The organism is Thalassobacterium maritimum (genome assembly GCF_031127805.1).
Taxonomy (GTDB): Bacteria; Verrucomicrobiota; Verrucomicrobiia; order Opitutales; family Coraliomargaritaceae; genus Thalassobacterium; species Thalassobacterium maritimum.
In genome coordinates this window covers 1-461 of sequence record NZ_JARXHW010000234.1, presented here as the reverse complement: position 1 = coordinate 461, position 461 = coordinate 1, and the positions used below count along the sequence as shown (strand labels likewise).

Sequence of the window (461 nt, the reverse complement as noted above, 5' to 3'; positions counted from 1 at the left end):
AGTCGGGTTGCTTTAGCGCCCGATTTGGTGTTTTGAAAGCGGCTCGGCATGGAAACAGGGCGCTAAAGCAACCCTGCTACGTTTGGGGCGACTGCTAGTGTTTGGCGGTCTTCACAAGTGAAGCTCCTACAAGATCTCGGTTACCAGCTTTTTGAGGTAGTCGCGGGCTTGTTCTTCTTCGGTGAAGGCGCCGTCGAGCTGGGCTTCGTAGGCGCGGTCGAGGATTTTGCCGAAGTGGGGACCTGGCTTGATGCCGAGCTCTAAGAGGTGACGCCCGAGTAGGATGGGCTTGGGGGCGTTGTCCTGAATGGCGAGCTCGGCTGTTTTATCAAGTAGCCATTGGCCTTCGGGGTAGCCGTCGGATTCGATGGGTGGGCGGCCGTTTTTGTCGGCGTGGGCGACGCGCACCAGGCGGTCGATGCGCTTGACTCTGGCAGCCAGGCGGCGGATGGCGGAGTCGC

Annotated in this window: 1 pseudogene; it reads right to left on the bottom strand. The window is 60.1% G+C overall.

Going from position 1 to position 461, the window contains the following annotated elements:
* Nucleotides 1-126 precede the first annotated feature (126 nt).
* Nucleotides 127-461 (bottom strand): annotated as a pseudogene (locus tag QEH52_RS20185) (polynucleotide adenylyltransferase); the annotation flags it as partial.